Below are 21,529 nucleotides of genomic sequence, written 5' to 3'. Positions count from 1 at the left end.
ACGCCGAGAACGCGCCAAGATCCGCAGCGAACGCCAACAACGCTGGGGCCGCCCACGACCCAAAGCCGCCTAACCAACCCCGGCAACGTTCATGGTCAACGCAATAGCCGTAGCGGTCCGGCCGGGCACGGCAGCCAGTACGGGCCGGGAGGCACGGCCTTGTCCGCGGGGGGCAGGGCAAGGTACTGGGCTGGCCCGAGGACGGTGAGGCCTGGCAGGTCCCAGTCGTCTGCGGCGCGGGGTGGCACGAGGATGGCGACGGTGCGCTGCTGCGGGTCGACGACGACGGACAGCGCCGGACCGGACAGCCGGTGCAGGGTGGGCAGCGCGGCGTGGTGCGGGACGCACACGGCGTCGAAGGCCTGTCCGGTCGATGTCAGGGTGGTGCCCTGCATTGGCGCCCAGGGGGCGTGATCGGTGGTGGTCATCGAGTTCCCCGTCTCGTGCTGCGGATCGTTCCTCGCGACCGTAAGCGCCATCGGGGGCGGCGACCCGAGCTGTCAGCTCGGGTGACCTGACGGCTCGGGTCCGGGTCAGCCGGCTAGACCGAGGCGCTCGGACAGGCCTTCGACCTGGCGGCGGTAGGTGGGGCGGACACGGCGGCGCAGGCCGGTGATGATGTCGCGGGCGAGCGGGGAGCGTGCGAGGTCTTCCAGGTCCAGGAGGTGGACCAGGACGGCTGGGTCTTCGCGGCGCAGGTCGTAGCAGCGGGCGACTTCCAGGAGGAAGGTGAAGTGCCGCTCTCGGGAGGGGAGGCAGCTGGTGTCGATGCGGTCTGCGGCGCGGAGGGCTTCGGCGACGTCGCCGGATTCCATGTCGATGCTGACGCCGTGCAAGTTGACGTTGGTGGGGCCGAATACGGTCCACATGGTGTTGCCCTCACCGGACCGGCGGGCCCGGGGCAATGCGGCGGTCTGCAGCCGGTGTCGTGCCTGCCAAGGGCGCCGGCGGCGGGCGTCGGCGACGACGGCGACCAGGTCGAGTGCTCCGGCCATCGCGGTGACCTCGGGATTTGGCAGACCGGTGAGTTGTTCGATGGCGTGTTCCGTGACGTGTTCGGCGCCGTCGTAGTCACCGTCGGCGAGCAGGACGTGTCCCAGGTTCCACTGTGCGGCGGCGATCCGGATCGGGTCGTCGGCGTCTTCGGCGGCACGCAGCCCCCGGTCGGCGACCATGAGGGACAGGTCGACGCGTCCAGTACGGCGACAGTAAGACCGCAAGAGAAAGTAGAGGTCCGCGGCCGCGCGCAGGACCTCGCGGCGCGCGGCCGGGTCCGTCGCGGTGCGGTGGGCGCGGACGGTGTGCTCGGTGTCGGCGATGAGCTGCGGCAGAACGCCCGCGGCATCGGTGTAGCGGCGGGGGCTGTTCTGCCAGATGCGCCAGGCCGCTTCGACGCGTTCGCGTAAGGCTGCCGGCTCTGCGGGGGCGGTGCTGCGCGGCAGCCCGTAGCCCATCAGCGCCTGGGCGACGTCCACGTCGATGCTGCACAGCGAGGCTGCCGGTCGGGCGGGCGTCTCCCCCAGGAGAGCGGCGATGGGGACGCCGAGTTCCGCGGCCAGGGCCTTCAGGACCGGCAGGGACGGGGTCTTGATGCCGCGTTCGATCTGCGACAGGTAGTCGACGGCGATCCCGCACAGTCCGGCGACGGCGGCCTGGGTCCGGCCAGCCCGCTCCCGTGCGGAGCGGATGCGTTCCCCGATGGGCAGTGGTGGCGTTCCCATCCCTGCCCCCTTCCTGAAGGGGTGGCTGATATCCAGCAGGGTAGAGCGTAGCGGTCGCGGTACACACCGTGACGGCCGTGTTCGTGTGCGAGGCTGGGGCGTCGGCGAGGTGCGGAGGGGCCAATGGGCAAGCGCGGGCTCGTGCTGTGGGATATCGACCACACCCTGATCAGCACCGGTGGTGTCGGCAGGAAGCTGTCCGCGATCGCCTTCGAGCAGGCCACCGGGCGGCCGATGGAGCAGCAGGCCGCGATCGACGGGATCACCGAGCGGGTCATCTTCCGCGAGACCGCCAAGCTGCACGGACTCACCACCTCACCGGAGGACTTCGCCCGCTTCGCGGCCGCACTCACCGCCGCTCACCTGTCTCACCTCACTGATCTCCGGATGCATGGACATGCCCTTCCCGGGGCCGCCGCCGCCTTGGACGCCTTCGCCGGGCTCCCCGGCGTAATGCAGACCGTGGTGAGCGGCAACGTCCGGGCCGTCGCAGAGATCAAGCTGCAGACGTTCGGCCTTGACCAGCACATCGTCTGGGAGGCCGGAGCGTACGGCGACGACCACGACGAACGTCCCGAACTCGTGCGTGCCGCCCTCGTTCGCGCCGGTGAGTACCTCGGCGAGCCGGTGAGTACGGACCAGGCTCTACTCATTGGCGACACTCCAGCCGACGTTCACGCCGCCGTGACCACCCGCGTGCCGGTACTCGCCGTCGCCTCCGGCCGCAGCACGGTGGAGGATCTGCGCAACGCCGGCGCCGCCCACGTTCTGCCGGACCTCACCGACGTCAGCGCGGTTCTGGCCCACATCTCACCAGGGATGCGCATCTAGCTCACCGTCGCTGTGCGCACTGCGCAGCCGCTCACACGTCATTCTTCGCGCGCTTCATACTCCAGCCGCTCGTCCTCTAGTTCCTGCTTGTAGTTCTCGACGACGACTTCTGCCCGTTCCATGTACTGGTCCTTCGCCGGAAGAGGCTCGTGACGTACTGCCGTACCCAGGCAGAGCAGGCCATGAGCGCAGACCCTCTCAGGGAGACGCCACGATCCACCCCGTCCGGGTTCGATCAGCTCGTGGGTGTAGCTCATGGCATCTACCACCGACGCGATCCGATCGCGTAGTTCTCTGTCAAGCAATCGGGGCAGGCCGGTTTCCATCTGCAGGGTGAGTTGACCAAGGGTCTTCTCCCACTCGCTCATCTCGCTTTCCCTGTGCGGGCGATTCCGAAGCTGCTGCCGGATCAGAAAGAGCTGGCGCAGTGCTTCGCTAGCGGCCGCTTCCTCCTTGTCCGCCCTTCGGGCCTGCTCCTCGTCCGCCGCCTGTTGCTTCAACGCTTCCATCTGGCCTTTCTGAGCCTTCGTGGAGGCCAAGATCGAAGTCCCGCCTCCCACGACCGCTCCGACGACTGCTGCGCCGCCGCCTATCCATGCCGCCATCTGTGTCGAGTCCACTTGCGCATCATGCCGAGGCCAGGCGCGCACCGAGGGGATTCTCGACAAGATCCAGTGCTGCTGCCGGCAGTCAGGCCCTCGCCAACGGACTTCTTGACTCCTTCGACCCTTTCGCGACCTCCGATGCGCAGCCTGCGTACCCGCCGAACCGCTTGCGCATCTCCTGTCGCGATCGGCCGTCGGCCCTCACGCGGACGCGTGACCTGCGGTGGTGAGTTCCTCCGTCAACTCACCGCCTTCAACGAGGCCACTCACCAGGCGAATTGTCGCCGAACCGTGATCTCAGACCCCCCAAATCGGTGAGCAAATCGGTGAGTGCCGCCGGGCTTCATGGATGACGTCACCTGCGCCCATCTGCCCGGGAGTCCTCCCATGACCGCTTCAGCTCTACAGCGCCAGCCGCCCCCAAAGGCGGCAGCCGACTCGCCTCTCCTCCACACGCCGCGTCCGTCCCTGCACGCGCTCCGGACCACTCGCCGTGGGGTGTCGATGGTTCGCATCGTGGTCTGGGCGGCGCTCGCCGCTGGTCCTCTTGCGCTCGCCGCCTATTGCGCAACGCCTCCAGGTGCGCAAGTGGTTGCGCAGAGTCGGCCAGCCGCAGCAGCGCCAGTACGCAGCGTCGACCCGGCCGGCGTCGCGGAGCTGTTCGCCGACCTGTGGCTGCGCAGCGACGGCTCCGACGTACAGAGCAGCACTGCGCAAGCCGTACGTGCCCTCGCGCCGGATGTTGCGTTGCCGCAGCGGTCGGGGAAGGCCTCTGCGCAAGTCCTGTTGCGCACCGTCGCGGTGCGCAGCTCGATCCTGCCCGACGATTCGTGGTCGGTTGTCGTCGCCGCCCAGTACGCCAGTCCCGGCGCTGAGGCTGACCACGGGGCCGGCGACGTCGTCCGGTACTTCGCCGTGCCGGTCCTGTCCGTCCAAGGGGTGCCCGGTGCCGGTTCATTCACCGTGACGGCGCCGCCCGCGGAGGTCACCGGGCCCGTACCGGCCCCGCTTCCGGAGCCGAAGCTGTCGCGGTCACTGCCGCCCGACGGGGCGCCAGCGGGAGCGCTGCGCGAGTTCTTCGCGGCCTACTTGACCGGGGTGGGGGAGGTCGACCGGTACTTGTCGCCGGGCACGAAGCTATCCGCGGTAAGCGGGACGGGGTACCGGTCGGTGGTCGTCGACCAGGTCGCCGCCGGCAGCGACGTTGCCGACGGGTCCGTGCCGAAGGACGGCACACGGTTGCAGGTCCGGGCCGTCGTCACCGCTACCGATGGCGTCGGTGACCAGTGGCCGCTGAGCTATGTAGTGGCACTCACCGCCCGGGACGGGCGCTGGGAGATCACCGCCGTCCAGGCTGGCGCCCCCTCCGGCACAACGAAGGCCTCGCCCAGCACGACGCCTGGCGGTGGTTCCCGGTGAACCCCACGACGCAGATCCAGCTGGCCGGCCGGTTCGCCGATGTCGGCAATTCCCTGCTCGGCACGGCTCGGGACTGGGCGGAGATGGCCCTGCCGACGGTGCTGCTGCTCATCGTGGTGGTCACCGCCGCCCGGAAGTTCTCCGTGCGGGCGGCGATCGGCGCGCTGATCGGGCTGGCGCTGTGCATGGGCATCTACCACTCCCGTGACGCCCTCTCGGACGCGTTCACCGATGAGATCAACAACCCGTCCAAGGGCGCCGGGACCATCGTGCGGCAGGTCACCGACCAGCCCGCCCCGCCACCGTACCGGCAGCCCGGCGAGGCCACGGGCGGCGTGCTGTGAGCGCCGCAGCGGAGCGGGCTCAGGTCGCCCGCGTCTACACCTCGGCCCGCCGACACCCATGGGTGCTGGGCAAGCTCGGCGACTTCACGTTGCCGTTCGGCCCCTACACCCCGGCGCAGCTGGTGGTCATGGTCGGTGGAGCGCTGGTGCTGATCAAGACGTTTGCGTGGTGGTCGTGGCTCGGTCCGCTGCCAGTCGCGCTGTGGGGTGCGGCGATCTGGGCGGTGCGTGGCGCGAAGATCGGCGGCCGGTCGCCATTCGCGGCGGCGGCCGGCTGGCTGACGCTGGCGCTGCGGCATCCGGCGGGGCGGATCGGAGGCCGCGCCGCCCGTGACCGCCGTCCCAACCGCTTGACGGGCGCGTTCGTCATCGAGGCCGCCCTGACGCCAGGCGGCTTCCCGTCCACCCGCACAACGCGGACCTCTCGCCGCCGTGGCGGCAACCCAAATCAACCGGCCAGTCCGGTGCGACCGGCTACCGGCCTGGATCGGCTGCTGCAGCAGACCAGCTCCGCAGGGGGTGTGTGATGAGGCTTCCGTTCCGGCACGTCGCCGGGCATCTGGTGTGGTCGACTTCCGGCACGGTGTGGGCGATCTGGCGGGTGGCGCCGATGGGCGGCCGCTACGTCCCCGCTCGCGTTCGGGATGAGCTGCTGGGGCGTGTGACGGGGCTGGTGCGGTCGCTGGCCGGTGCGCCGCGGCTGTTCGGCCTGGCGGCGCGGGTGGACCCAGGGGAGATCGCCGAGCAGATGGTCACCGGGCTGGACTGGCAGCGCCTGCCAGCGTGGCGGGAGACCGCGGCTGCGTCGCTGGAGCTGCTGGCCGGTCAGGAGATGCACCGCCGGACTCTGTGGCTGGCGGTGCCGCTGACCGCGCCGGGCGGCCGGTACGAGCTGTCGGCCACGCTCGGTTCGATGTGGTCGGAGCTCGCGGCCGCCACCGGACTGCCCCCGGTACCGGTGCCGGAGGGGGAGGTCACCGACTACGCCGAGCGCGCGCAGCGGGTCGAAGCTGCGCTCGGCGGTGGTCTCGTGCTGCGGCCGGCGTCCCCGGCGGAGATCGTGTGGATGGTCCGGCACGCCCTGCACCGCGGCCTGGACGAGCCGCTACTCGCGGACGCCGAGGCCTCGGTGCTGTACGGCGGCACGGTGCGCGACGGGCGCTTACGCTCGCCCTCCTACGCCGATCTCGGGCAGGTCCGGCTCGCCGAAGGCGGCCGCCCCTCCCCCAGCGGCGCCGAGCGTTCGGAGACCGGCGCGGACCAAAGGATCACGAGCAACAAGCGGCGCTCCCGCGATGGAGGCCGTCCGTGGTGGAGGCGCGATGAGGCTGCCTCGCCGCTGCTGCGGCGCTGGCTGCAGGTGGAGTGCGAGGCCGGCACCGCCTACCAGGCCCACCTGGCGCTGGCCGAGCTTCCGCCCGCTCGGGCCGTGGACACCTCGGACGTGCTGGCGCAGCTGGAGGGCTTGGACTTCCCCGTGGACTTCACCGTCGACCTGCAGATCGTGCCTGCGGACCGGGCGAAGCAGCAGGTGCAGCGCAAGAAGCGGGAGCTGCTGGACCAGGCCGAGCAGTACGGTGCCCAGCCCACCGGCATGCCGCACTCGCTTCCGCATGCCGCCGGTGACCTGGCAGAGGAAGACGCCCGGCTGTCGCGCAGCAGTGTCGAGGTCGAAGTCCAGTCCGTCACGGTGCTGACCGTGTGGGGCGAGGACCCCGGGCTGTGCGATGCCCGGGCGCGGGCCCTGGCCGCGGTGCTGTCCGGGGCGGACTACCGGGCGATCCGCCCGCACGGCATGCAGGAGCATCTGTTCGCCCTCGGCCTGCCCGGCGCCGTGCGGCCGCCGGTGGTGAGGGAGTTCACCCAGCACCAGCTCTCCCAGGACTGGGCCGCCACGGGCGCGTTCACCTCCATGTCCGTGGGCGACCCCACGGGTCTGATGCTTGGTGTGGATCTGGACTGCGGCACCATCCGCCCGGTCCTGCTCAACATCGCTGACGCCCCGCAGCGCAACGCGTCCGCTTCGGTCGGGATCGTCGGCGACCTTGGCGCCGGTAAGAGCGTGGTGGAGAAGCTGCTGACCTGCTCGGTGGTGGATCGTGGCGGGCGGGCGATCGTCATCGACCGCACCCCGGTCAAGGAGTGGGCCGGCTTCGGCCGCTCCGCCGCCGGGGACCGCTGCCAGGTCATCGACGCCGCGAAGGCCGAGCTGTCGATCGACCCGCTGCGGGTGTTCGGCGGCCGGACCGGCGCCCACTACGCCCTGTCCTACCTCACGCTGCAGCTCGGCGTGGGACCGATGAGCGCCGCAGGCGCCGTCCTCCATCACGCAGTCGAGCACGCGGCCGCGGCCCCGAAGCCGTCCATAGCCCACGTCCTGGAGGCGTTGAACGCGCTTGCCGCCGACGACCAGGTGCCCGGCACTCGGCGGGATGCGGCCGCGACCATGGCCGACCTGGTCAGCATCGTCGCCGCGAACCCGCTCGCCGCGATGGTGTTCGACCCGGACTTGCCGCCGGTCTCCCTCGAGGGCGACTTGGGCGCCGACATGGTGGTGGTGACCACGGCCGGGCTCACGCTGCCGCCGAAGGAGGCCTTCGGGAACATCGACGTGCTGCGTCAGCAGCCGCTGGAGGCGCTGATCGGCCGGGCGGTGCTGTACCTGATCGCGGCGCTGGCCCGGCAGGCCGCCTTCACCGACCCCGGCCGGTTCTGCGCGATCGCGCTGGACGAGTGCTACTGGCTCACCTCGAGCGCGGAAGGCTCTGCACTGGTGTCGGAGATCCTCCACGACGGCCGCAAGCACGCCGCCGGCGTCGTCCTCGGCGCCCACGACGTCGACGAACTCGGCCCGGATGCGGGTCTGCTGGCGTACAAGCTGCTCGCCCGCACCAGCGACCACGCCCGCGCCGCCAAGGGCCTGTCCTTCCTCGGCCTCGATGGCGAGGACGAGGATCTGGTGCGGCTAGTCACCACGGGCCTGTCGCCGGTCGGCCAGGCCGGCCGGGAGGGCGAGATGCTGCTGCGCGACCCGCGCATGCAGGTCGGCCGGATCAAGGTCCACGTGCCACCGGTGCCGCGGATCCAGCAGGCCATCTTCACCACCCCCGGCGCGGACCTCGCCCCGGCGACCGCCGGGAGCTCCCGATGAACCGCCTCCGCCGCATCCGGGTGTGGCTGCTGTTGGCAGGGACGACGGTGCTGGTCCTCATCGCGTGCACCGTCGCCGCGTGGGTGCTTCCCCGTCCCACCGCGGCCGCGACTCCCGGCTCCGTCGCAGTGGGGCAGAACGCCACCGTCACCGCCTCGGCGCGGGAAGCGGGTGACGGTCCGTGCGATCTGATCGCGGGCCCAGCGCGCGCGTACTGCGAGTCGCAGACCGGTTCGCCGGTCGCCAGCGCCGAGAGCGCGTCGGCCCAGGGGTTGTGGCTGGTGGGGTTCTCCACCGCGGCAATCGCCGCCGCGGTCGCCCTGGCTGTCACGGCAAGCAGGGGGCGGGCATGAAGCGTTTCGACCGCGGCACCCTACGCTCCGCGGGCTTCGTAGCCCTGCTCGTGGTGGTGTTCCTGACGGTGAACACGTCCGTCGCGGCGGCCGCCGACCATGCAGCCTCCGCCGGCGGCGGCCTGTTGGCCCCGCTGGACGTCACCACGTCCGAGGGCGCTCCCCTGAGCGGGTACGAGCTGCGGGCCGACGGTGGTGACATCACCGACGTCACCCGCCAGTTCCAGACTCTCGTACTGGGCGGGCTGTTCTCTCTGGTGCGGATGCTGGTCGGGCTGGCGTGCTGGCTGATCGGGTTCGCGTTCGAGTTCCCGCTGCTGACCGCGATGCTCCGCCCCGCCCAGGCCGTCTCCGACGCCTACGCCACCCACGTCGTAGGCGCGATCGGTCTGGAAGGGGTCCTGCTGGCGTGGGCGTTCGTGTTCGGGTTGATCCTGGTCGCGCGCGGCAAGGTCGGCCGCGGACTGGGCGAGATCTTCCTGACGCTGCTGATCGCGGCACTGGCCGCGTCGGTGTTCGTCCGGCCGGACTACCTCCTTGCTAAGGAGGGGCCACTGGACCAGACCCACCAGGCCGCCGTCGAACTCGGGGCCATCACCAGCAACTCCTACTTCGGCAACACCCCCACCAGCGGTCCGGCCAGTCCGGCCTGTGACCGTGTGGACCGCCCCGCCCCGGCCAGCTGCATCGGGGCGACCGCAGTCGGCGGGGCCGACGTGGCGAGGTCCGTGCAGGACGCGCTGACCAACGCCCTGGTCGTCAAGCCGTTCCAGTTGCTGCAGTACGGGCGGCTGCTGGACGACGGTAAGCCGGAGAACAGGGCCGCCTACGCCGCGCACCTGAAGATGGTGAAGAGCGTTGACGAGGTCGAGCCCAGCGGCTCCAGTGCCTGTGACCGAATCATCGGGCAGGCGAAGGACTACTGCGACGGCACCGCCACCTCGCCACTGGACGAAAGTCCCGAGGACGCGAAGTTCTCCGCACTTTTGTACCAGCTGGACAATGCTGGCGACGTCGGTAAGCAGGCCGCCGACTACGCCCGGGCCCCGTCGTGGGACCGGATCGGCGGGGTCCTGCTACTGGGCATCGCCGCCGTGGTCATCGCGGCGATGGCTGTCTCGCTGGCGCTGATCCTGCTGGGCACCCAGGCCGCCGACGTCGCCGCGGCCGCCGTCGGCGGCATCACGTTCATCTGGGGCATGCTGCCCGGCCCGTCCCGCATGGCCGTGTGGCGGTGGCTCGGGACCTTCCTGGCCTCGGTGATGGTCATGTTCAGCACCGCCATGGCCATCCCGATGTTCGGGATCGGTGTCGACGCGCTCCTCACGTCCAGCAACGGCAGCCTCATGGTGGAGCGCCTTCTGCTGCTGGACGCCTTCGCGATCGCAGCTTTGGCGTTCCACCGGCGGCTCATGGCCGCCACCGCGCAGTTCGGGCAGCGCCTCGCTCTGCGGATGCGGTACTCCAAGGTCGGTGGCACCCACCTGCCCGGCGACAACAGCGAACTCGGCGCCGCGATCGGCGCTCACCTGTCGGGCTCCGGTGGGGGCGGGTTCGGACTGGGTCTGGGTGGGTTCTCCGCAGCGCACGGCTCGCTGCTGCTGCGGCAGCGGTTCTTGTCCAACGCTCTGGCGATGACCGACGGGACGGGCATGCCGGCCGATACCGGCCGGCTGGCCACCGACGCCCTGGCGGAAGCCCGCCGGGGCCTTGCCCCGCTGGGCATGGCCATCACCTCCGCCACCCTCGGAGTGCGCGGGATGCGCGGCGCCTTGCGCGGCGCCTACGCCACGCTGGTCGGGCAACGTCCCGACGACGAGACGCTGGAGCGGATGCGGCGTCCCGTTGGTCCTGGAGAGCAGGACGGCGAGGGCAACACGGTCACGCCGGGCGAGGCGCCGGTCGTCGACCGCAACGGCGTTCTGCTCCACGACCCGGACACCCAGCGCACGCTGCTGAGCACTCGCTTCCATAACCGGGCCGTGCGGTTCCGCGGCTACCGCATTGCGCGTCACACGGCACGGTTCGCCTACGGCGCCACGCTCGGCCTGCCGCGCCGCGCGGCAGCCGGCCGGCAGCACGTCACCGACTTCACCGAGGACGCTTGGCACCAGCTGCAGGTCTCCCAGGGACGGGTTCAGGACGATACCCACGCCTGGGGCCAGGCCGGACGCGGCATTCAGCGCGGCACCGCCCACGTCGGGCAGCGTCTGGCCACCGCGATCGACGTCCACGACCCGGCGATGCGCACCCGCGCGTTCGTCCGCGACACCGCCGTGGGGGGCTGGCTGTTCGGGGCACGTAGCGACGGCCGCAGCGCGGATCCGACAGCTGGTGCCGCTCTGCCGGAGACCGGTCCGACGGCCGACCGGCGGCGGGTGTTCGACGCACTGATGGAGGCGCAGCGCACCGACTGGCAGTGGGACCGCGACCACGGCAGTGAATCGTGAAGGCGATACGCCGGGGGGTCTGGCTGGTCGTGCTGATGGTGGCGGCCGGTGTCTGCTGCGCCGGGCCGCTCGGCACGATCCTGGTCGCCGGGATCAGTCAGACCGCGGTGAGCAGCGGTCTGGCGGCCGTGACGGGGATCCCGGCCCGGATGCTGACCGCGATCGCTCACGGCGCCCAGTCGGTGAAGGAGACCTCGCCCGGGTGCCGAGGGATGCGGTGGCAGGTCCTGGCCGGCATCGCGAGCATCGAGTCGAACAACGCAGCTGGGCACACGATCGGCTCGAGCGGTGACATCACCCCGCGCATCCTGGGACCGCGCCTGGACGGTTCCGGGGCGGGCGGCAACACCACGGCGATCCGCGACACCGACGACGGCCGCTGGGACGGCGACCGGCAGTTCGACCGGGCTGTCGGGCCGTTCCAGTTCCTGCCCGCCACCTTCGCCGCAATCGGACAGGACAGCAACGGAGACGGCCACGTCGACCCGCATAACGCCGACGACGCCGCCCTCGCCGCCGCCAGGTACCTGTGCGGGGACGGCCGCGACCTCACGGACGAGGACCAGTTGCGCGCCGCGGTGTACTCCTACAACCACTCCACCGCCTACGTCACCGACGTCCTCAACGCGATCCACCGCTACGACACCACCGCCACCACCGGTGGCGGCGGGGGCGCCGCCGCCACCGGTGACGCCCGGACCGTGATCGCCGCGGCGCTGGCCCAGCAGGGTGTGCGGTACTCGTGGGGCGGCGGCAACGCGGCCGGGCCCGCTCCGGGGATCTGCTGCTCCCCCGGGCAGCACCAGGACGGCCGGCAGATCGTGGGCTTCGACTGCTCCGGGCTGACGTTGTACGCGTACGCGCAGGTCGGGGTGAGCCTTCCGCGCCTCGCGGAGGACCAGGCCGCGGTCGGCCGCAGTATCCCCGCCTCCGCCGGATACGGCGCGCTGCGGCCGGGTGACCTGGTCTTCTACGGCCCCAATCCGAACAGCAACGCCGGGATCCACCACGTCGGGATCTACCTCGGTAACGGCCAGATGGTCAACGCCCCCAAGCCTGGCACCCGCGTGCGCATCGACCCGCTGACTGCCCTGCCTGACTACGCCGGAGGAGCCAGAATCCTATGAACACCCGCCAGTCGACCCGGCTTTCCGGACCCGTACTGACCGTCGTCGCGGCCGTGCTGGCCATCGCCGGCGCCGGACTGCTGGCCGTCTCCGCACCAGCGGGACCGGGCCACCACGCGGCGGCCTCTCGAACCGTGGCCACTGAGCCGCCGACCGTCACCCTGAACCCCGCGACGTCCACGCCGCCACCATCGGCGGCGCGCCCGACGAGGCCGCCGCGCGCTGGACACGCCACGGCGACCAGACCGCCCGCTGTCAGGACGAGGGCGCCCGCCACCAGCGGCGCGCTTCCGCCGCCCGGCGCCGGACCGGAGGCCGACCCACTCGTGCAGGACGCCATGAACCGGGCGCCGGCCGGGGACTTGGCCCCGGCTACGGGCCGACACCTGGTCGCCCTGGCCAAGGCGGTATGGACCGCGGACGTCACCGGCGCCGGTCGTGACCAATGGCCGGGCTACTTCACCGATCCCGCGCCGTCGGCTGCCTACACCCGGTTCCGGATTCAGGCCGCCACAGCTGGTCGCGACCCCGAGCATCCCAAGGCCGTGATGGTGCGGCTGGTGTGGGCGGGCGCCGACCCGGCCGGGACGTTCCTGGACGGCCGCACGGCCACCATCCGACTGATCAAGGAGGGACAGACATGGACCCCCGTACGGTGATCCTCGCGGCTTGGCAGGTGCTGCTGTGGGTGCTGGCCAACGCGTTGTGGCTGAGCCTGTTCGCCGCGTTCTGCTGGGTGGCCTGGGATGTCGGGCGGCGCTACTTGGCCACGCGCGCGCTGAAGGAGCGCGCCTACGTCGAGCTGGTGCCCGGTGGGCAGTTCGAGACGTCCGAGGAAGAGATCCTGCGGTTCGGCGCCCAGCTGATCCGGGCAGCGTCCGCGGGCAAGTGGTGGGTGCCCCGGGACGCCCGCACGGTGCGCATCCGCCTGCGTGCCGACGGCACCCGACCCCTGACGTATCGGGTGGAGGCGCCTGCGTCGGCCGCGCATCTGCTGCAGCAGACCCCCTACGCCCGGGTCCGCAGCGAGCCTGCACGGCCGATCGCCTACAAGAAGCGCGAACACACGGTCCGTGCAGTTTTCGCCCTGCACGGCACGGCCGCGTCCCGGCTGCGGGAGGTTCCGCTCGAGCCGGACCCGCTGCAGCCGCTGATCGACGCCGTCGCCGACCTGCGCGCCGACCTCGGCGACCTCGCCGAGGTCTGCCTGGACATCTCCCCCGCCTCCAAGTGGCACCTCAAGAGCCGTCGGCAGCAGGTCGTCCATGCCTCCCGGCAGCGGGCCCGGCAGGAAGCGCGCCGTGAGGCGCAGTGGATGGCGCAGGACGCCGCGACGTTGGAGGACTCACTCGGCTGGCAGCTCACGCAGCTGCTGACGCCGCCGGATCAGCGCACCAGCCGGCGTCGGCTGATGATGTCGCCGCGGCCGCCGCGCATCGACCGGGAGAAGGCCCTGGGCAAGCTGATGGAGGACACCGGCCTGGTCCGGGTGCAGCTGCTCGTACGGTGCGCATCGGACCAGATCGGCCGGGCGGAGCGTCGGCTGCGGCATATCGAAGCCGCGCTGGACGTGTACGCGGCCCGCACAAGGTTGTCGTCGGTGGGCTGGTCCTGGGGCCCGCTTCGGTTCGGGCCGGACCGGTGGCCGTGGCGGCCGCGGTTCGATGAGCGGTGGGCCAGCGGCCGCATCCACCCGCGCCGGGACTCCTGGGCGCGGATCGAGGAGGTCGCCGGGCTGCTCAAGCCCCCGACGATGCACGCCCGGCTGCCGCTGCTGGCTGGCGACATCCCCAGCTTCGAGCCGAAGAAGGACCTGTTGCCGCAGGGTTGGTACCGCAGCGCCGACGGCACCGAGCGGCTGCTGGCCACCCGCGAAGCGGACACCCTGTTCGAGGTGCAGGTCGGCAAGGCCGGCTGGGGCAAGACCACCCGCGCCCTGGTCCAGGCCGTCGCGGTCGCCCACAACCGGGGCGGGCTGGCGTTCATCGACCCGCACCGCGACTCGTGGGCGACCGTCGCCCCGTACCTGGCCCACAAGGGCATCATGAACCGGGCGTGGCTGTTCGACCTGACCGTCCGCAAGCCCACCGACCGGCTGGCCTGCTGGAATCCGCTCAGCATGACCTCGGGTGCGGCGCCGCACGAGGTGACGGCCGCGGTCGTCGACGCGTTCGCCACCTCGCTCGGGTGGGGGGACGCCAACGCGCCCCGTGCCATCACGATCCTGACCAAGGCCGTGGAGGCGCTGGTCGCCGTCAACGTGCAGGCGGTGGCGGCCGGGGAGGCGAATTGCCAGGCCACCGTCTTCCAGATCCGCGCCCTGCTCACGGACAAGATGTTCCGGGCCTTTGCGGTCAACCGGCTCGACAAGGAGGCACAGCGGTGGTGGGCCACCTCGTTCCCGGCGATCCCTGCCGATGCCCTGCCCACCGTCCTCAACCCGATCGACCGGCTCGCCGCGTCCCCGGTCATCAAGGCTTTCCTCGGTTCCCCGGTCGGTAGCTACGACATGCGGCACGCGATGGACCGCTCGAAGGTCGTGTGGATCTGCCCGGCCGGCACCGGGCCCACCGACCGCCTGCTCACCTCCATGATCGTCCGCGACATGCTTCGCGCCGGCCTGTCCCGCCGTGATGTCCCGGAGCGGGACCGCAAGGCGTTCCGGCTGTATCTGGATGAGTTGATCTCCCTGGACGGGGCCGCCTCTAGTTCGCTGGCTGAGATCACCGAGCAGCTCCGCAAGTTCGGGGTGCGGATGCACGGCATGACGCAGCTACTGCACCGCATCAGCCCGGACGTGCGGACCGCCCTGCTGCAGAACGCGTCGTCGCTGTCCACCACCGCCGGATCGGTCGAGGCCGTCCGGTACATCACCGATGAGTGGGGTGAGCAGGTCAGTCCTGGTGATGCCGCCGAGCTCGGCCGCTACCAGCACTTCGCTTCCTTCACCGTCGGCGGCAAGCGCGTCGGGCCGCTGCGGGTCCGAGGTCCCGAGCTCAACGACGTGTTCCGGGACCTGTACCGGCCCGGCAAGCGCGGCTCCCTGCTCCGTGCCGCCCACGACAACACCGACGCCAAGCCGTTGTCGGAACTCACCGCCGTGGCCTCCACGCACGAGATCGACGTCCTGGCCTTCCTCACCGGCCAGGCGGCCGGCAAGAACGCTGGCCTGCCGTCGGCCACTGCGGCAACCAAGCCGCAGCAGTCGTCACAGTCCGCTGCTGATGTCACCGAAGAGGAGAAGCAGTACCGATGAACATCACCGACGCCACCGCCCAGGACATGCTCACCGACTCGGACGGTGAAGTGGGTTCACAGCCCGCCACCGACGACTCGGCAGCACACCGAGCCCTGGCCCTTCTCGCTCAGCATCGCCTGGCCACCACCCCCCACCTGCAGCAACTGGTCGCCCCCGACGCCTCCCGGCAGTTCACCAGCCGCGCCCTCAACATGCTCCGCGAGGCCGAGTTGGTCTCCTACGCGATGGTGGGCAGCCGGATGCGTGTCTGGTTCCTGACTGCTCAAGGCGCCCGGGCCGTCGCCGGGTGGCCCGAGCTGCGCGGGCAGCCCGCCTTCGCCCCGGGCAGCCCAGTGGAAGCCTCGCTGCGGGCTTCCCACACCCTCACGGTGCTGCGCACGCACCTGGCGTTCCTCACCGATGCCCGCGCCCGCGGGGATGAGTACGGCCCGCTGGACTGGGTGCCGGAGGTCGCTCACCGGCTGCCGGACACCGGCGGTGAGGACCGTCTGATTGCCGACGCGGTCCTGCACTACACCGCGACGAGACCGCAGCGCCTGCAGTACCGGGCGTTCGTTGAGGTCGACCGCGCCACAATGAGCAGCGAGCGCCTCGCAAGGAAGCTGATCTCGTACGCGCGGTTCCACGAGTACGTGCCGCAGCCGCCCGGGCGGCGGGGCACCGTCGCCGACCAGGACGCGATGCTGGCCTGGCAGCGGTTCTACCCGCGCTTCCCCCGCGTGCTGTTCGTCCTGACCGGCGCCGGGCCGGATGCGTTGCAGCGGCGCATCGGCGACCTGCGGGCCATGGTCGCGGGGCACCCGCTGGTGACCCAGCTGGCCGGGCATGTCCAGCTGGGTGCGGCGGTGCTGGAGGACCTCGAACAGTTCGGGGCGTCCGGCCCGGTCTGGACGCCGCTCGCGGGCGACCGTGAGCGGCGTTCCTGGATGGATCTGTAGGCGCTGATGAAGAAGCTGCGTAGCCGGCCGCCGCGGTTCGTGGCGCTGGACAACAGGGCCGTCGACGATGTGCGGCTAAGCGTCTTGGACGTCGGGCTACTCGCCGTGGCGCTGCGCTGCCCGGACGGCGCGGACTTCACCGTCGCCTCGCTGGCGGCCAGGCGCAGGCCTGGACGTGAGGCGCTGACCAAGGCGATGCGGAACCTGGTGGCCTGCGGCTACATCGTCAAGCTGAAAATCCAGGCGGCCAGCGGAACGTGGCGCACCGAGTTCTCCGTGGCCGATCTGCCCTTCACCCGCGATGACGTCGATGGGCTGCTCGCCGAAGTGCCGGACGCGCGGGCGGTGCGAGTGGAGCCCGTCTGGCTCGACCCTCGCGGCACCGCGCCGCGGTCGCCGGGTGATCAAGGAAGGGACGAGTCGGCTGTTGGAGGGCAGGACCGAGTGACGGGATCCCGTCACTCGGTGGTGACCAGCCAAAACGATGAAGATCACCAGGTGGGACCGAGTGACGGGTTTCCGACGGTCGGTGAGCCGACGGTCGGCGGCCCGTCGGTTAAAGAACTAAGACTTCATGTACAAGACGGGAGGGACTTCTCTCTCTCTTCTCGATTGGATGGCGCCGCAGCGGCGGCGGTGCCGGAGAGAGAGACCGGGAGCCTGCCGACAGGGCGCGGACTCTCCGGGGTGCTCATGCCGTCCCCACTGGCTGGTGAAGTGGAGGGCGTCCAGCGGACCAGGACGCCGACCGCAGGGCCAGCTCTGGTCAACCCCAGGGCAGCCGGGGATCGCGTGGCCGAGGCGTGGGCGGAGGCCCGGCGGCGCAGGGGGCACGCGGTTCCGGTGCTGGGGCACAAGCGGGTGGCCCGCGTCGCCGCGCGGCTCGCAGCGGCCGGCACAGCGGAGGAAATTCTGGCGCAAGCGGCGGTCGACATGGCCCGGGAACCGGCGTGGCTCGACTTGGAACGGCACTTGGAGCACTGGTCACCGCCTGCAGCCCTCGCGGCGCCTGCCGCACCGGTGAGCTTCTGCGGGAGCTGTGACTACGGCTGGGTCACCGGTGAAGACGGTCGCGCTCGCAAGTGCCAATGCCGAAAGTAGCTCAGGAGATGGCTGGCGCGAATGAAGGTGACAGGCCTTGCCGGTACGGCACGCCCGGTGGACCTGGATAGGCGACAATGCCGCTCTCCGCGCAGCAGGCGCGCTTCTTGAGGAGTTCAGATGGCGAGACCCATTGGTCGGCCCCGCTACCAGATTGGCCACAACCAATACGTGGGGACAGGGGACCTGTCCAAGGACGTCACAGCGCTTGTCGTCCTCGGAATCGTCGCCTGGGTAGCAAGCAGTGCCACCCACGGCATCTCGTGGGTGCTGCCAGTCGCCTTCCTCATCTTCGCGTGGGTGAGCGAGGCGAGGCTCCGGAAGGGCCTGGCTGCCGTGTGGAACATGAGGGTCGCCGCTGAGGAAACACCAGAGATTGCAGGCGCGCCAGCCCCCGCTTTCAGTGACCTCGAAACCTTCCCCCCGGGCCTTGCGGTGCCTTTGGCCAACGGCGGGGTCTACTTCGTGCCGGCCGTCGGTCCCGCTCACCAGTTCTCTCCGTCGGAGATCACTGACATTGACCGAGAACTTCCCGACAATCGCATCTCTATCAGGACGACAAGCGCGGTTCATCCGAAGATTCTCATCTTCGTCCAGCAGTGGAATGTTCGGGCATGGAAGAACATCAAGGATCAGAGAAGTTCGAAGAAGAACTGAGGTAGAGCAGCCCGCACAGCCCGCACAGGCGCGCCGCTTGTGCGGGCGGCTGCGTTCTCCAGAGCCGTTGACTGCAGCTGGGTCACCGTGACGACGACCGGGCCAGCAAGTGCCCCGGCCGGACCGGCAGGACGCCATGACGCGCCTGCGATTTCACTCACCGAAATCATCGGTGACGTGTAGTAAAAAGTCACCGCCCGACATACAGGGCAAAAGCTGATCGAGTGGGTCAGCGCGCTGATGATCCCCGTTGGAAGCGGTGAGTTGGCGCCGTACGGTGCGTCGTATGTCGCACCGCGGCACCCGTCGCATGATGCGCTGCTGTCTCGGGAGCACCGTCCCGGTGAGCGCGCGTCAGCGTCGGGCGTCGATGAGGTTACGCAGCCGATGTCAGGGGGAGGCCGTACCGTGCCGAGCACCACCGACCAGCGTCATCGTCAGACCCGCCGGGCCCTTCGGGGTGCAGCAGTGGCGGCCACCGCGTTCGTGGGGATGCTCGTGCTGGCCGCCTGCGGCGGCGACAAGGATTCCGCCGAGCCGGCCGCGGCATCGAGCTCCGCCAAGTCGACCGTGTCGAAGGCGGGTGCGGCCTCGCCGGACCCGACGACGGCGGCCAAGGACAAGGTCGAAGCCGCCTTTCAGGGCCTGGTTGGCGCGGAGACCGCCGGGTTCGCGAAGGCCACGTTCGAGGGCACCGGCATCGAGCACTACGCCTCCGGTCAGGTCCTCGCTGACGACAAGAAGACGCTGCTGATCAACCGGACCAACGACGTCGTCACCAAGGGCAAGCCCGCCTTCACCGTCACCAAGACCACCGTGGACCTGTCGGTGAGTCCGCACCGCGCCGCGCTGACGGTGTGCTGGGACGACACGAACTGGACGCCGGTGAAGAAGGCGACCGGCAAGAGCGTCGCCGCACCGAACCAGGCCAAGCGGTACGTGGTGAACTCCAAGCTCCGCACGATCGGGACCCGGTGGGTGGTCACCGACAGCACCGCCGCCCGGGACCAGTCGTGCTGAGGCGGCCGCTGGCCGCCCTCGCCATCGCTGGCAGTCTTGCGATCGCGGCAGTGAACCCTGCTGTCGCGGACACCGGGGTCGTGTGCCCTTCACGCGGGTCCTGCCAGGTCGGAGTGACCGTGCCCGGCGAGCCCGGCAGCACCACGCCCCGCGACCAGGGCTCTGGCGGCGGACCCTCCTCCCGGCGGTGCGTGGACACGCTGCAGGACGCCGAGGTGCCCTGCTACCTGAAGGATCTGGGGTGGTGGAGCCCGAACTGCTACTTCAAGGTCATGGAGCCGCTGCCGCCGGCCGGCGACCCGGCATGGCAGGGGCACAAGCCCGGTGACGGCGCCGTCTACGACGCGTACTGCCCCGATGAGGGGCCGCCGGTGCAGTGGCGGGCCGCTCCGCCGCCGGGCATGGACGGCGGTGTCGACCCGGCCCAGCTCGCCGCCGAGGCCGTGAAGCGGCTGCCGATCGACGGCCCGGACATCGGGATCGTGCCGGAGCCCGGTAAGACGGGTGTGGTCGGGATGCCGGTGTGGCTGTGGAACCGCACCAGCCCCCGCACCTGGGGCCCGGCTGCGGAGTCCGTGACCGCGGGCGGCATCACGGTGACGGCGACCGCGCACGTGTGGAAGATCGTGTGGGACATGGGCGACGGCCATACCGTCACCTGCGGCGCCGGCACCCCATACAAGGAGTCGGAAGGCGCGAAGGACTCCCCCAGCTGCGGCTACCGCTACGCCACCACGTCCGACGGCGGTAAGGGCGACGTCTTCTGGGTGACCGCGACCGCCACGTGGGACGTGCACTGGGCCGGCGGCGGCCAGCGCGGCGACCTCAGCACGACCCGCTCTTCCCAGGTCCAGCTGCGCGTCGGCGAAGTCCAGGTCCTCGGCCAATGACCCGCTGACCTCCCAACAGCAGGAGGCACCCTCATGAGCAGCATCACCCGATCCGTCGCCCCGCCCTCCGCGGCCGCGGACGCTCCGACAGCCCCGGCGGGTCCGCAGGCCGGACCGGTCGCCGCACCGCGGATGGTCCGGCAACGCCGGCGCCGCCCGGGCTTGATCGCCCTGTCGGTCGCGCTCATCGCCGCCGGGGGCCTGTCGGGCGCCGTCTTGTACTCCAGCTCCGGTCACCGCACCGCGGTGGTCGTCGTCGCCCGTGACGTGCCGGTCGGCACCCGCATCACCGAAGCCGACCTCGCGACAGCGTCGATCGCCCTGGACCCGGCTGTGCGGTCCGTGAACGCATCCCGAGCCGGCGGGCTGGTTGGGCAGCGCGCGGCGACCGACTTGAAGGCTGGCTCTCTGCTCGCGCCGTCACAGGTCACGGACCAGTCCCTGCTCGGGCCCGGTGAGCAGCTGGTCGGGGTCAGCGTGAAGCCGTCCCAGCTTCCGGCGACGCCTCTGGTGCCCGGGGAGAAGGTGCTGATCGTGTCCACCCCCGACCCCAACGGCGCGCCGTCCCGGACCGCGACCAACGGCAACGGCCCCACGGCGGAGAACGGAGTGGAGCCGGTGACGCTGTCGGCGAAGGTCGTCGCGGTCGGCCGGCCCGCGACCGCCACGGGAGCCGTGGTCGTCGACGTCGCCGTGCCCGCCACCGACGGCCCCGCGCTGGCCGCCCGGGCAGCGACCGGGAACGTCGCCCTGGTCGTGGTCGCCCGGGACGGTTCGTGATGGCGGTCATCGCGCTCGCCGGAGGCCTCGGCGCGCCGGGTGTCACGACCACGGCGATGGCGCTGCTGCTGACCTGGCCACTTGAGAGTGGGCATCGGGTGGTGCTGGCGGAGTGCGACCTTGACGGCGGGGCGATCCTGCCCGGAGCATTGCAAGGGACCCTCGGTGGTGCGCACGGACTGCGGAACCTCGCGCTCGCGGCGCGGCAGGGTCAGCTCGGTGAGGCGTTCTGGCGGCAGTTGGTCGACGTCACCGACGCCGGCACCCGGGACCGGCTGGTCCTGCCCGGCCTGTACGACCCGGCACACGCCTCCTCGATGAGCCCGGTGTGGAAGCCGCTGTCTGCGATGTTCGCGGGGATCGAAGCCCACGCACATGACGTGCTGGTCGACCTCGGCCGGCGCGGGGCGTTCGGCCCGTCGCAGGTCCTCGCGCAGCGCGCCGACGTGGTGCTGCTGGTCGCCCGGAACACCCTGCGCGGCTTGCAGAGTGCCGAAGTCCGTCTCGCCGCGCTGCGGGAGCAGCTCGGCACCACGGCGGAGGTCCGGCTGCTGCTGGTCGACGCTGGGCCGTTCCCGGCCGCCGAGGTTCAGCGGCAGCTCCAGGCGGAGGTGGTGGCGGTGCTGCCGTGGCGGCCGAGTGAGGCCGCGGTGCTGTCCGACGGTGCGGACCAGCCGCGGAAGTTCGAGGTGTCAGAGCTGATGCGGGCTGCTCGGTCGGCGACCACGCGGATCCGGCAACTGGTCGCCACCCGCCGGGCCCGCCTGTCCGTCCCGGCGCGGAGTTCCCTCGAGGGAAGGGCGGTGACCGGTGCGCGCTGAACCTGTGCACCACCAGCCCGGGCTCCCACCGGCTGTGTCCCCTGCGGCACAGCCGACGCCGC

At 71.1% G+C, this 21,529-nt stretch carries 20 protein-coding genes; 17 read left to right on the top strand and 3 right to left on the bottom strand.

The features are described 5' to 3' along the window. Window positions 1-95 precede the first annotated feature (95 nt). Together ACFV3E_RS37010 and ACFV3E_RS37005 are read right to left on the bottom strand one after the other, a co-directional pair. On the bottom strand, window positions 96-428 hold the full coding sequence (locus ACFV3E_RS37010) for a hypothetical protein (RefSeq protein WP_500539414.1): 333 nt from the start codon (window positions 426-428) through the stop codon (window positions 96-98). A gap of 105 nt (window positions 429-533) precedes the next feature. Further along, entirely contained in the window at window positions 534-1,721 is a 1,188-nt protein-coding gene (locus ACFV3E_RS37005; protein WP_500539412.1) for a helix-turn-helix domain-containing protein, read from the bottom strand. Window positions 1,722-1,844: 123 nt separating this feature from the next. Between ACFV3E_RS37005 and ACFV3E_RS37000 the strand changes: the two genes are divergently transcribed. Continuing rightward, the gene (locus ACFV3E_RS37000) at window positions 1,845-2,552 is read left to right on the top strand and encodes an HAD family hydrolase (RefSeq protein ID WP_500539410.1); all 708 of its coding nucleotides are present in this window, start codon (window positions 1,845-1,847) and stop codon (window positions 2,550-2,552) included. Window positions 2,553-2,590: 38 nt separating this feature from the next. Here the strand turns inward: ACFV3E_RS37000 and ACFV3E_RS36995 are convergent, their stop codons facing one another. Next, on the bottom strand, window positions 2,591-3,172 hold the full coding sequence (locus tag ACFV3E_RS36995; RefSeq protein WP_500539408.1) for a hypothetical protein: 582 nt from the start codon (window positions 3,170-3,172) through the stop codon (window positions 2,591-2,593). 489 nt (window positions 3,173-3,661) lie between these two features. On the opposite strand from ACFV3E_RS36995, the gene ACFV3E_RS36990 reads away from it, so the two are divergent. From ACFV3E_RS36990 to ACFV3E_RS36915, 16 genes are all read left to right on the top strand, one after another. Then, window positions 3,662-4,576, top strand: coding sequence for a conjugal transfer protein (locus ACFV3E_RS36990; RefSeq protein WP_500539406.1), 915 nt, complete (start codon window positions 3,662-3,664; stop codon window positions 4,574-4,576). Further along, window positions 4,573-4,920 (top strand): hypothetical protein, encoded by a 348-nt coding sequence (locus ACFV3E_RS36985; protein WP_500539404.1) that lies wholly within the window; start codon window positions 4,573-4,575, stop codon window positions 4,918-4,920. Before ACFV3E_RS36990 ends, ACFV3E_RS36985 begins: the two co-directional genes overlap by 4 nt. Continuing rightward, window positions 4,917-5,447, top strand: a complete 531-nt coding sequence (locus ACFV3E_RS36980; RefSeq protein ID WP_500539402.1) for a hypothetical protein — start codon at window positions 4,917-4,919, stop codon at window positions 5,445-5,447. Before ACFV3E_RS36985 ends, ACFV3E_RS36980 begins: the two co-directional genes overlap by 4 nt. Next, a complete protein-coding gene (locus tag ACFV3E_RS36975; protein ID WP_500539400.1) occupies window positions 5,447-8,071 on the top strand; it encodes an ATP-binding protein in 2,625 nt (874 codons plus the stop codon). Before ACFV3E_RS36980 ends, ACFV3E_RS36975 begins: the two co-directional genes overlap by 1 nt. Then, the gene (locus tag ACFV3E_RS36970; protein ID WP_500539398.1) at window positions 8,068-8,424 is read left to right on the top strand and encodes a hypothetical protein; all 357 of its coding nucleotides are present in this window, start codon (window positions 8,068-8,070) and stop codon (window positions 8,422-8,424) included. Before ACFV3E_RS36975 ends, ACFV3E_RS36970 begins: the two co-directional genes overlap by 4 nt. Then, window positions 8,421-10,874, top strand: a complete 2,454-nt coding sequence (locus tag ACFV3E_RS36965) for a hypothetical protein (protein ID WP_500539397.1) — start codon at window positions 8,421-8,423, stop codon at window positions 10,872-10,874. Before ACFV3E_RS36970 ends, ACFV3E_RS36965 begins: the two co-directional genes overlap by 4 nt. Then, complete coding sequence (locus ACFV3E_RS36960; protein ID WP_500539395.1) at window positions 10,871-12,001, top strand: C40 family peptidase; 1,131 nt, start codon at window positions 10,871-10,873, stop codon at window positions 11,999-12,001. The genes ACFV3E_RS36965 and ACFV3E_RS36960 overlap by 4 nt, the downstream gene beginning before the upstream one ends. Continuing rightward, window positions 11,998-12,660 (top strand): hypothetical protein, encoded by a 663-nt coding sequence (locus ACFV3E_RS36955; RefSeq protein WP_500539393.1) that lies wholly within the window; start codon window positions 11,998-12,000, stop codon window positions 12,658-12,660. Before ACFV3E_RS36960 ends, ACFV3E_RS36955 begins: the two co-directional genes overlap by 4 nt. After that, on the top strand, window positions 12,642-15,257 hold the full coding sequence (locus ACFV3E_RS36950; protein ID WP_500539392.1) for a type IV secretory system conjugative DNA transfer family protein: 2,616 nt from the start codon (window positions 12,642-12,644) through the stop codon (window positions 15,255-15,257). The genes ACFV3E_RS36955 and ACFV3E_RS36950 overlap by 19 nt, the downstream gene beginning before the upstream one ends. After that, a complete protein-coding gene (locus ACFV3E_RS36945; protein ID WP_500539390.1) occupies window positions 15,254-16,198 on the top strand; it encodes a replication-relaxation family protein in 945 nt (314 codons plus the stop codon). The genes ACFV3E_RS36950 and ACFV3E_RS36945 overlap by 4 nt, the downstream gene beginning before the upstream one ends. A 6-nt stretch (window positions 16,199-16,204) precedes the next feature. Further along, the gene (locus ACFV3E_RS36940; protein ID WP_500539388.1) at window positions 16,205-17,299 is read left to right on the top strand and encodes a hypothetical protein; all 1,095 of its coding nucleotides are present in this window, start codon (window positions 16,205-16,207) and stop codon (window positions 17,297-17,299) included. 120 nt (window positions 17,300-17,419) lie between these two features. Continuing rightward, the gene (locus ACFV3E_RS36935) at window positions 17,420-17,956 is read left to right on the top strand and encodes a hypothetical protein (protein ID WP_500539386.1); all 537 of its coding nucleotides are present in this window, start codon (window positions 17,420-17,422) and stop codon (window positions 17,954-17,956) included. Window positions 17,957-18,364: 408 nt separating this feature from the next. Further along, window positions 18,365-18,976 (top strand): hypothetical protein, encoded by a 612-nt coding sequence (locus tag ACFV3E_RS36930; protein ID WP_500539384.1) that lies wholly within the window; start codon window positions 18,365-18,367, stop codon window positions 18,974-18,976. Between the two features lie 191 nt (window positions 18,977-19,167). Further along, complete coding sequence (locus tag ACFV3E_RS36925; RefSeq protein WP_500539382.1) at window positions 19,168-19,866, top strand: ATP/GTP-binding protein; 699 nt, start codon at window positions 19,168-19,170, stop codon at window positions 19,864-19,866. A 33-nt stretch (window positions 19,867-19,899) separates the two neighbouring features. Continuing rightward, window positions 19,900-20,646, top strand: a complete 747-nt coding sequence (locus ACFV3E_RS36920; protein WP_500539380.1) for an SAF domain-containing protein — start codon at window positions 19,900-19,902, stop codon at window positions 20,644-20,646. Continuing rightward, complete coding sequence (locus ACFV3E_RS36915; RefSeq protein ID WP_500539379.1) at window positions 20,646-21,467, top strand: CpaE/TadZ family protein; 822 nt, start codon at window positions 20,646-20,648, stop codon at window positions 21,465-21,467. Before ACFV3E_RS36920 ends, ACFV3E_RS36915 begins: the two co-directional genes overlap by 1 nt. The last annotated feature ends 62 nt before the right edge of the window (window positions 21,468-21,529 follow it).

The sequence above is a fragment of the Streptomyces sp. NPDC059718 genome (genome assembly GCF_042733315.1).
Classification (GTDB): domain Bacteria; phylum Actinomycetota; class Actinomycetes; order Streptomycetales; family Streptomycetaceae; genus Actinacidiphila.
The sequence above is the reverse complement of the archived record's forward strand: the minus strand, read 5'-3'. Positions and strand labels throughout refer to the sequence as shown.